Genomic DNA, 9,696 nt, shown 5'->3' with positions numbered 1-9,696 from the left:
CGCCCACCCCACGGACGACGACGCCGCCGCGGTCCTCGAGCGCTTCGACGCCCTGCTGCGCGCCGGAGCCACCACCGGCGCCGATCCGGAGGGCATGCGCCTGCGGCTGCGGCACTCCCTGGCCGAGATGGTCCGTTCGGTGCGCATCGCGGACCAGCTCGCCACTGCGGCTCCGGACTGGGCCCTCGTGGGCCGGCTGCTCGTGGCGGGCCACGAGTCCATGCGTCTGGACTGCCAGGTCACCGTCCCGGAGCTCGACGCCGCCGTGAGCGCGTGCCTCGACGCTGGCGCCCTGGGCGCCAAAGTGGTGGGCGGCGGCTTCGGCGGTTCCGTGATCGCCCTGGCCCGGGAGGACGAGCTGGACGAGCTGGCCGCCTCCGTGTGCTCGGCGTTCTCGGACCACGGCTTCCGCGATCCTCTGTTCCTGACCCTGAACCCGTCGCCCGCTGGGCAGCGGGTCCGCTAGTACGACCCCGGGAGCGCAGCATGTTCGCAGCCCAGAACTCCGCCCGCCGGCTCAAGCGCGCTACCGCCGCCCGTGAGCGCGGGGACGTTGCCGAGGCCCGGACGCTGCTCGAGGACGCTCTGCGCACCGCCCGCCTGGGTGACGCGTGGTGCGCGGCGGGTGACGCGGCGTCGTCGCTCGGGGATCTGGAGCGTGATGCCGGGAACCTCACCGACGCCGAGCACCACTACCGGATCGGCGCCGTGCAGTACCGCCGGGCGGAGCGCACCGCGCGTTCCGTGCGCGGGCGGGTGCGGTGCCTGGAGGAGCTCGGGGACGTGCTGCTCGCCCTCGGGCGCCCGTGGGATGCGTACCGCGTCTTCCAGGAGGGCGCCGAGGTGGCCGGGGTGGACCCCGACCGGCCGGCCCACCCGGGCGGCACCGGGTTCGTGACCCACGAGGACCTGCGCTGGACCTCCCACCTGGCCACGGCGGCGCAGGCGGCCGGGCGGCGGCGTGTGGCGGAGGAGCACTACGAGGCGGTGCTCAGCGGCTGCGAGTCCCGCCGGGACGTGGCCGGGCAGATCCTGTGCTGGCGCGGGCTCGCCGCGCTCGCCGCGGACCGGATGGCGTGGGCCGACGCCGCCCACGCCCTGGAGAACGCCTCCAACCTGTACTCGGCCCTGCCCGATCCGGAGGCCCACACGGACGAGTGGGTGGCCTGCCTGCGGGAGCTTGGGGCGGCGTGCAAGACCCTGGGCCGCCGGGACGAGCAGGTGCGCGCGTTCAAGCTCGCGGTGCGTCTGGAGCAGATCGCGGCGGGGGCCCGGGCCGCAGGTGAGACAATGGCAGGCGATGAGCACCGAGACGACTGAGACCGCGGACCGCGAACCGGCCGTGCTGAACCTGAAGCCGCTGCACCTGGGACCGTTGACCATCGACGTCCCCGTGGTGCTGGCCCCCATGGCCGGGGTGACCAACAAGTCCTTCCGCAAGCTGTGCCGCGAGTACGGCGGGGGACTGTACGTGACCGAGATGGTCACGGCGCGCGCCTTGGTGGAGCGGCGGCCGGAGTCCCTGCGGATCATCCACCACGACCCGGACGAGACCCCGCGCTCCATCCAGATCTACGGCGTGGACGCCGTGAACGTGGGCAAAGCCGTGCGGATGGTCGCACAGGAGGACCGCGCGGACCACATCGACCTCAACTTCGGCTGCCCCGTGCCCAAGGTCACCAAGCGCGGCGGCGGCTCCGCCCTGCCGTGGAAGACGGACCTGTTCCGGGCAATCGTGAGCACCGCGGTGCGCGAGGCCGGGGACATTCCCGTGACGGTGAAGATGCGCATCGGCATCGACGACGAGCACCAGACCTACCTGGACGCCGGGCGCATGGCCCGGGACGAGGGCGTGGCCGCCGTCGCGCTGCACGGGCGCACCCTGGAGCAGCACTACTCGGGCACCGCGAACTGGGATGCCATCGCGCGGCTGCGCGAGGCCCTGCCGGACATCCCCGTGCTCGGCAACGGGGACATCTTCTCCGCCGAGGACGCGGTGCGGATGGTCGAGCACACGGGCGTGGACGGCGTCGTCGTGGGCCGCGGCTGCCAGGGCCGCCCGTGGCTGTTCGGGGACCTGCAGGCCGCGTTCGAGGGCAGCCCGCGCCGCTTCCGGCCGGGCGTGCGCAAGGTCGCGGACACCGTCTACCGCCACGCGGAGCTGCTCACCGAGGAGTTCGGGGACGAGGCCAAGGGCTGCCGCGAGATCCGCAAGCACGTGTCCTGGTACTTCAAGGGCTATCCCGTGGGCGGTGAGCTGCGCGCGAAGATGGCGCAGGTCCCGGACCTCGCCGCGCTGCGCGAGCTGCTGGACCAGCTGGACCTGGACGCCCCCTACCCCGGTGCGGACGTGGAGGGGCCCCGCGGTCGCGCGGGCTCGCCCAAGAAGCCGCACCTGCCGGACGGCTGGCTGTCCTCGCGGATCCTGGGCGACGCCGAACGGTTGGGTCTCGCGGCCGCCGAACTCGACGTCTCGGGAGGCTGAGCGCCGTGCACACTCCCGACCGCCTGGGCATCCTGGCCCCCGGCTACGAGCCCTCGGACACCGAGCGCTACGTCAGCGAGGACCATTACAACCGCCACCGCAGCCACTTCGAGCGGGACCGCGCGCGCGTGCTGCACAGTTCCGCGCTGCGCCGGCTCGCGGCCAAGACGCAGGTGGTCGCCCCGCAGACGGACGACTTCGTGCGCAACCGCCTCACCCACTCGCTGGAGGTGGCGCAGATCGGGCGGGAGCTCGGCAAGGCGCTGGGCTGCGACCCGGACGTGGTCGACGCCGCATGCCTGTCCCACGACCTCGGCCACCCGCCCTTCGGGCACAACGGCGAGACCGTGCTCGCGCAGCTGACCCGGGGGATCGGGGGCTTCGAGGGCAACGCCCAGACCCTGCGGCTGCTCGTGCGGCTGGAGCCCAAGCTCGTGACGCCCTCGGGGGAGCCCGCGGGGCTGAACCTCACGCGCGCCACGCTGGACGCCACGTGCAAGTACCCGTGGTCCGCCGCAGACGCCCCGCCCCGGGCGGACGGGCGCCCCAACCGGAAGTTCGGCGCGTACGAGGACGACCTCCCCGTGTTCGAGTGGTTCCGCGAAGGTGCCGTGGAGGGCCGCAAGTGCCTGGAGGCGCAGGTCATGGACCTCGCGGACGACATCTCCTACAGCGTGCACGACGTGGAGGACGCCGTGGCCGCCCACGCCCTGCAGCTGGACCTGCTGGCCGAGCCCACCCAGCGCGGGCGGGTCATCGAGTGCACGCGCGGCTGGTACCTCCCGGACGCCACGGACGAGGAGCTCGACGCCGCCCTGCGCCGTCTCGAGGCCACCCCGGCCTGGGTGCCGCGCATGGACGGCACCCGCGGGGACCTCGCGAGGCTCAAGAACATGACCAGCCAGCTCATTGGCCGCTTCGCGATGTCCGCGGTGCAGGCCACCCGGGAGGTCGCCGGGGAGGACCGGCTCACCCGGTACCGGGCGTCCCTCGTGGTGCCCCGGGAGACCGAGCTGGAGATCGGCGTGCTCAAGGGCATCGCCACCGCGTTCGTGATGACCGTGCGGGACGCCATGCCCCTGTACGAGAACCAGCACGAGATCCTCACCATCCTGGTGGAGGCCCTCATGGAGACCGACGGCCGGTTCCTCTCCCCGGAGTTCGCCGCGGACTGGCGGGGGGTGGCGGACGGACCGGGTGCGGAGGCCGCGCGGCTGCGGCTCGTGGTGGACCAGATCGCGTGCCTCACGGACCACTCGGCCGTGGCACTGCACGACAGGATCCGCGGCAACAACTGGCGGACGGGAGACAAGCCGCTCTGGTGAGCGGGCAGGCCCGGGCCTGCCCGGGGCGGATGGGGCGCAGACAGTGACCACGCGGGCGGTGGCCGCGCCGGGTTGGTCCCGCGCGGCGTCGTCGTCCCCTGGGGCCCGGCCGCGGCAGGGCGTCGTCCACGCACCGTGCGGGGCACCCTGCACACCCGCCCGGGCGGCGCCGTCCGTGGTTTGACGGGGTGCCTAAACTGGCCCAGTGGCCGGACTGATCAAGCGTGAAGACATCGACGAGGTTCGCGCGCGCACGGACATCCGCGAGGTCGTCGAGCAGTACGTGACGCTCAAGCCCGCGGGGATCGGCTCCTACAAGGGGCTCTGCCCGTTCCACGACGAGCGCTCGCCGTCCTTCCACGTGCGCCCGCAGATGGGTACATACCACTGCTTCGGCTGCGACGAGTCCGGGGACGTCATCGCGTTCCTCATGGAGATGGACCACACCCCGTTCACGGAGACCGTGGAGCGGCTGGCCGCACGTATCGGCTACGAGCTGCACTACGAGCAGGGCGGGGCGCCCAACCGCGAGGAGGTGGGCCGCCGGCAGCGCCTGTTGGACGCCCACAAGGTGGCCTCGGAGTTCTTCCAGCGCAACCTCTACACCCGCCAGGCCGCCGCCGCCCAGAAGTTCCTGGGGGAGCGCGGCTTCGACCAGGACGCCGCCCGCACCTACGGGGTGGGCTACGCGCCACAGGGCTGGTCCCACCTGCTGAACCACCTGCGCAACCAGGGGTTCACGGAGCAGGAGCTCAAGCTCACGGGCATGTTCTCGGAGGGCAACCGCGGACTATACGACCGCTTCCGCGGCCGCCTCATCTGGCCCATCCGCGCAGTGGCCGGGGAGGTGATCGGCTTCGGGGCGCGCAAGCTCTACGAGGACGACCAGGGCCCCAAGTACCTCAACACCCCCGAGACGCAGCTCTACAAGAAGTCCCAGGTGCTCTACGGCATCGACCTGGCCAAGCGGCCCATCGCCAAGACCAAGCAGGTGGTGGTGGTGGAGGGCTACACGGACGTCATGGCGTGCCACCTGGCCGGGGTCACCACGGCGGTGGCCACGTGCGGCACGGCGTTCGGCCCGGAGCACATCAAGATCGTGCGCCGCTTCCTCTCGGACGACTCCGCCGGCGGCGAGGTGGTCTTCACCTTCGACGGCGACGCCGCCGGGCAGAAGGCCGCGCTGCGCGCCTTCCAGGAGGACCAGCGGTTCGTGGCCCAGACCTACGTGGCCGTGGAGCCGAACGGCATGGACCCGTGCGACCTCCGACTGGCCCGCGGGGACGTGGCCGTGCGGGACCTCGTGGAGACCCGCACCCCGCTGTTCGAGTTCGCGCTGCGGGCCACCATCAAGGAGTACGACGTCAACAGCCTTGAGGGGCGGCTGCGCGCCATGCGGGCGTGCGCGCCCATCGTCGCGCAGATCCGCGACCCCTCCCTGCGCCCCGCCTACGCGCGCGAGCTCTCGGGGTGGCTCGGGATCGAGACGGACGAGGTGATGCGCGCGGTGACCGCGGCGGCCAAATCCGCGCAGCGCGGCGGTTCGGGACCTGCTGGCTCGGGGCCTTCCGGCCCCTCCGGCCAGGGGCCCGCGGGTTCGGGGCGTTCTGGAGCAGGACCGGCCGGTTCCGGGTACGACGGCGCTCGCGGTCGGCAGCAGGCCCAGGGACCATCGCGCGGGGGAGCGGACCACGACTCGCAGGCATCGCGGGGAGGGGCCGGCACTCACGAAGGTTCCCCCGAGGAGCCGCGCACCGTGGAGCTCCCCGATCCCCGGGAGCCGGTCTCCCGCATGGAGCGCGAGGCGCTGGAAGTCGTGCTGCAGGTCCCGGACCTCGTGCCGCTGGCCTACTGGGGGCACTTCGAGTCCGCGGGCATGACGTACCGGGTGCACCAGGTCATGCACGACGCCGTGGTGGGTGCCCGCGCGGACCTGGGAGAGGGTGTCCAGGGCGGACGCGTGTGGCTGGAAGCCGTGCGGAACCACCTGCCCGAACCGCTGCACGGCTACCTGGCGCAGCTGTCCGTCACGCCGTTGCCTGCGGCCACCGAGCAGCAGATGCGCAACTACGCGGTGGGGGTCATCACCTCGCTCGTGGAGATGCACATCAACCGGGAGAAGTCAGACAAGCTCGCGCACCTCAACCGGCTCAACGCGCAGCGCGAGCCGGACCTCTACCAGCAGCTCAACCGCGAGCTGCTGGACCTGGAGCTGCAGCGGCGCAGCCTCATGGGAGTCTGATTCCCAGCGGGCAGCCGGTAGCCAGCCCCAGGTCCCCGCGCACCCGGCACCCGGTAGATGACGGGCCCGGTAGTGGCCCGCCCGGGCGATTTGAGGAAGCTCGCTGGGCGCTGTAAAGTATCGTCTCGTTGCGCAGCAACATGTGCATTCCCCCGTAGCTCAATTGGCAGAGCATTCGACTGTTAATCGAAGGGTTACTGGTTCGAGTCCAGTCGGGGGAGCCAGCAAGCCGGGTCTGACCTGCGGAAACGCAGAACGGGCCCGGCTTTCCTTGTGCTCGGAAACGCCTTAGGCCATGGTGTCGCCACGAATTCGTGGCCGCCCGTCCGTTGCCCCGGGGCCCTCGGGAACGGCACCGATACAGTGGACCTCTGCTGCTACCTCGCGGCCCCACGACGACGACAGGCGGGTGACCCGGTTCCATGACCCTCGCGTCCCGCCGTCTCGCGGCGCTGATCGCCGTCCTCTACTCCACGTGGCTCGTGGCCCCGCTGCTGGATCCACAGTTGCATCCGTGGACCTCCTACGCCTCCGAGTATTTCGTGGCAGACCGCCCCGCGGCCACGCTCCTGCGCACCACGGACGGGATCTCCGGGATGCTGCTGATCGTGATGGCCGTCCTGTCCTACTCGCGGGCCCGCACGCTGTGGCGCGGACTGCCCGGCGGCCTCGGGGCACCGGAGACCGCCCCGCCCACGCGGCGTCGTGCGCGGCAGGCCGTGCGGGTGTGGTGCGCGGCCCTGGCTGTGGCGGGTGCGGCCACGGTGGTGGACGCCATCAACCCCATGACGTGCGCGCCCTCGGTCTCAGCCGAGTGCGCCGCCGCCGAGGCCGCGGGAACGCTGCCGCTGCAGCACCACATGCATACCGCATCCTCCGCCGTGGCGGGAACGGCGTTCGTCGTGGCCATGCTCGCCTCGCTCGTGCTGAGCACCGCCGCCGATCGGGTGATCCGGATCGCCAGCTGGGTGGGCGTCGTGACCATCGCCCTGTCCGCGGTGGACGCCCTGCTCACCAGGATCCCCACGGAGGGGATCACGCAGCGGATCTCGATGGTCGCGATCGTCGTGTGGCTCGTGGCCGTCGCGGGCCTGCCGGTCGTGGACCGGGTGCGCGCCGCACCCCGGGCGGTTGCGGCGTGAACCACTCCACCGCCGCGCTGTGGCGCGAGCACCTGAGCGAGATCCCGGTCCAGGGCGTGCCGGTCCGGGTGCTGGACATCGGCTCCGGCCCGGCGCTCGTGTGCTCCTCGGGCGTGGCCTCCGTGCTGTGGGACTGGGCGCCGGTGGTCGAGCTGCTGCGCGGAGACCACCGCGTGATCGTGCTGGACCGTCCCGGCTACGCACCGGGTCAGGAAGTCCCCGAGACCCTTCCGGAGCTGGACACCGAGGCCGCGCGACTGCTCGCCGTTCTCGACGCCCTGGACGTACCCGGCCCGGTCACCGCGGTGGGGCACTCCTTCGGTGCCGCAGTGGTCGAGGCCGCCGCCCGCCTCCATCCCGGCCGCTGGGGGTCCCTGGTGCTCCTGGACGGCTCCGTCCCCGAGGCCGAGGGTGCCGACCCGACGCACGACGCGGCCCGCACCGCCCGCCGCTTCCGCCACCGCACCCACCCCGCGGTGCGCTCCCGCGCCGTTCGTAGCATCTGGCGTCTCGTGGGGCCGGCGGTCTCGGTGGCGCTGGTGCCCGGGCGGCTGCGCGTGGCCCGGGTGATGGGCGGTCTGCGTGCCGAGGCCTCCGCACCGAATGCGCTGCTGGCCTCCCTGCGCGAGCTCGCGGGCTACGTGGCGTGCATGAACCGGCTCCGCGAACTGCGGACCCGGCTGCCTCTGGATCCCCGGGTGCCCCTCACGGTGGTGGCCGCCAACGGCCGCGTGCCCCGGCCGGGGCTGTCCCGGTGGGTGCGCCACGTCCTTGCCCAGGCCGCTCGGCTCGCGGTGGAGACCTCGGTGCGCTCCGTGGTGGTCTCCCGCAGCGGGCACTTCGTGATGCTTGACCAGCCGCGCCGCACCGCCGAACTGATCGCGCAGGCCGTCCCCCGCTGACGCCCCGGCGCACGACGCCGCCCGCGCACCGGGCTCGCTCCCTGCACCACCCGCTGCTAGTCAGCGCGCCAAGGACAACATTTTGTGTCCTTATATGCGCATGATTATCATTACAGTCTCATGACTACGACACCCCGTCTCTCACCCCGGGCCCACGCGCTGCTGGTGCTCGCGCTGCTCGTCGCGCTGGGCGCCTCCGTGCCCGCCGCCGTCTCGGGGGGTGCCGCGGAGATTCCCGTCGCGGACACCGCCCGGTTCTTCTGGGCCGCACTGACCGGCGGAGCAATCCCTGCGGCGGACTTCACCGACTACACCGTGGTGCTGCAGATCCGCACCCCGCGGGTGTTGCTCGCGGCGGTGGTGGGAGCGGGGCTGAGCGCCCTGGGCATCGCGGCGCAGGCCATGGTGCGCAACCCCCTGGCGGACCCCTTCATCCTGGGGATCTCCTCCGGCGCGGCCGTGGGCGCGAGCGCCGTCGTCTCCTGGGGACTGTTCGCCGCGCTCGGGGGACTCGCGCTGAGTGCGGCCGCGTTCCTGGGCGCGCTGGCGGCGTCGGCACTCGTGTACCGGCTGTCCCGCACCCCGGGCGGGGTGGCGCCCGTGCGCCTGATCCTCACGGGCGTGGTGCTCTCGTTCGGCTTCCAGGCGCTGATGTCCGCCATCGTCTTCTTCGACGCCAAGGGCGACGCCGCCCGCACCGTCATGTTCTGGATGCTCGGCTCCCTGGGCGCGGCCACGTGGCAGCAGCTTCCCCTGCCGGTCGCGGCCACCGCGCTGTGCCTCGCGTGGCTCGCATGGCGCGCACAGGACCTGGACACCCTCTCCATGGGGGACGGCTCCGCCGCGAGCCTGGGCGTGGACCCGGACCGGATGCGCGTGCAGCTGTTCGCGCTCACGGTCCTGGGCACAGCCACGCTCGTCTCGGTCGCGGGGACCATCGGCTTCGTGGGACTGGTGGTCCCACATGCCACCCGCATCGTGCTGGGTCCGGCCCACCGGCGCGCCGTGGTGGTGGCCCCGCTCGTGGGCGCGCTGTTCATGGTGTGGGTGGACCTGCTCAGCCGCGTGGCCGTGCCGCCCCGTGAACTGCCGCTCGGCGTGGTCACCGCGCTGATCGGCGTGCCGGTGTTCCTGGTGCTGATGCGCCGCGCCGGCTACGTCTTCGGGGGTTCCCGGTGAGGGCGCCCGCGCCGCGGCCCGCGGCAGCCCCGGGGGGAGCGCTCGCGCCGGGCACGACGCCGCCCGACCCGGCCCCCGCAGGCACGTCGCCTTCCGGCCACGTTGCCGGACGCACCGCGCCGTCCGGCCAGGCCACCGCCGCGTCCATGGACACCCCGCAGTGCGGGACCGGTCTGGAGCTGGCGGAGCTGAGGCTCGACGTCGCCGGGCGCACCGTGGTGCCGGGCCTCACCATGCGGGTGGCGCCGGGGGAGGTCGTGGGGCTGGTGGGTCCCAACGGCTGCGGGAAGTCCACCGTGCTCAAGGCCCTCTACCGTGCCCTGCGCCCGTGCGGCGGGGCCGTGCTGATCGACGGCGAGTCCCTGCACGGCATGCGCTTCCGGGACTCGGCCGCACGGGTCGCGGCGCTGCCCCAGGACGA

General features: G+C 72.9%; 8 protein-coding genes, 1 tRNA gene and 1 pseudogene. All 10 read left to right on the top strand.

Translation table 11 applies throughout. The features are described from left to right. Positions 1-466 (top strand): annotated as a pseudogene (locus tag D9R02_RS10085) (galactokinase); the annotation flags it as partial. Positions 467-486: 20 nt separating this feature from the next. Then, a complete protein-coding gene (locus D9R02_RS10080) occupies positions 487-1,320 on the top strand; it encodes a tetratricopeptide repeat protein (protein WP_121566847.1) in 834 nt (277 codons plus the stop codon). Further along, positions 1,301-2,485 (top strand): tRNA dihydrouridine synthase DusB, encoded by a 1,185-nt coding sequence (dusB, locus tag D9R02_RS10075; protein WP_039101410.1) that lies wholly within the window; start codon positions 1,301-1,303, stop codon positions 2,483-2,485. Before D9R02_RS10080 ends, dusB begins: the two co-directional genes overlap by 20 nt. Before the next feature lie 5 nt (positions 2,486-2,490). After that, positions 2,491-3,810, top strand: a complete 1,320-nt coding sequence (locus tag D9R02_RS10070) for a deoxyguanosinetriphosphate triphosphohydrolase (RefSeq protein ID WP_121566846.1) — start codon at positions 2,491-2,493, stop codon at positions 3,808-3,810. 205 nt (positions 3,811-4,015) lie between these two features. Then, complete coding sequence (dnaG, locus tag D9R02_RS10065) at positions 4,016-6,052, top strand: DNA primase (protein ID WP_121566845.1); 2,037 nt, start codon at positions 4,016-4,018, stop codon at positions 6,050-6,052. A gap of 148 nt (positions 6,053-6,200) precedes the next feature. After that, positions 6,201-6,276: transfer RNA gene (locus tag D9R02_RS10060), tRNA-Asn, on the top strand. Between the two features lie 198 nt (positions 6,277-6,474). Beyond that, entirely contained in the window at positions 6,475-7,194 is a 720-nt protein-coding gene (locus tag D9R02_RS10055; RefSeq protein WP_070636342.1) for a DUF998 domain-containing protein, read from the top strand. Continuing rightward, positions 7,191-8,096: an alpha/beta fold hydrolase gene (locus D9R02_RS10050; RefSeq protein ID WP_070636344.1), complete on the top strand. Its 906-nt coding sequence runs from the start codon at positions 7,191-7,193 to the stop codon at positions 8,094-8,096. Before D9R02_RS10055 ends, D9R02_RS10050 begins: the two co-directional genes overlap by 4 nt. A 120-nt stretch (positions 8,097-8,216) precedes the next feature. Then, positions 8,217-9,275, top strand: a complete 1,059-nt coding sequence (locus tag D9R02_RS10045; protein ID WP_070636346.1) for a FecCD family ABC transporter permease — start codon at positions 8,217-8,219, stop codon at positions 9,273-9,275. Positions 9,276-9,421: 146 nt separating this feature from the next. Beyond that, on the top strand, positions 9,422-9,696 hold a 275-nt coding region (locus D9R02_RS10040), incomplete at its 3' end, for an ATP-binding cassette domain-containing protein (RefSeq protein ID WP_147435354.1).

The organism is Kocuria rhizophila (genome assembly GCF_003667225.1).
Lineage (GTDB): Bacteria > Actinomycetota > Actinomycetes > Actinomycetales > Micrococcaceae > Kocuria > Kocuria rhizophila.
Note: the sequence above shows the minus strand (reverse complement) of the source record. Positions and strands in the feature narration are given on the sequence as shown.